General features: G+C 76.0%; 1 protein-coding gene. It reads left to right on the forward strand.

What is annotated here, in order from left to right:
• Positions 1–519: acetyltransferase and hydrolase with the alpha/beta hydrolase fold protein (locus PROKR_RS33940; protein ID WP_036960346.1), on the forward strand; the 519-nt coding region annotated here is incomplete at its 5' end.
• Between the last annotated feature and the right edge of the window lie 168 nt (positions 520–687).

The following is a 687-nucleotide window of genomic DNA, read 5'->3' on the forward strand; positions in this document are numbered from 1 at the left end:
GTGGCGAGCGCGCTGGCCCGTGCGGGCCACCCGGTGCACGCCGTGCCCGCACTGCGGCACAACGCCCGGCCCGTCCCCGAGTCCGCCGACGTCGTCGCGGCACACCTGGAGCGCGCCGACCTGTCCGGCGTCGTGCTCGTCGCACACAGCAAGGGCGGGCTCATCGGCAAGCGCGTCATGCTCTCGCCCACGGGCGCCCGCGTGCTCGGCATGGTCGCCGTCGCCACACCCTTCTCCGGCTCCAGCTGGGCGCGGTACACGCTCTCGCGGGCGCTGCGGTCGTTCGACCCGCGCGACCCCGTGCTGCTGGCGCTCGCGGGCGAGCTGCTGGTCGACGACCGCATCACCGCCGTCTACCCGCGGTTCGACCCGCACATCCCCGAGACCGGCCGGCTGCCCGGTGCGCGCAACGTCGAGCTGCCGCTGGCGGGACACTTCCGGCCGCTCGGCCAGCGCCTGCTCGTCGAGACGGTGGTGCGTGAGGTCGCCCGGCTGGAGGCCGGGCGCTCGGTGGGGTGAGAGCGGTTGGGGTGAACCCCTCCCGGCGTGGTCCACTGGGATGTGCTCACCGTCCGCCACACCTCGCCGCGGCGGCTCGACGTCGGCCTGACGCTCGGCCCGCTCGGGCACGGTCCGGGCGACCCCACGTTCCACCGGGCCGCCGACGGGTCCGTGTGGCGCACCTCC

This window comes from Promicromonospora kroppenstedtii DSM 19349 (genome assembly GCF_000515355.1).
Lineage (GTDB): Bacteria > Actinomycetota > Actinomycetes > Actinomycetales > Cellulomonadaceae > Promicromonospora > Promicromonospora kroppenstedtii.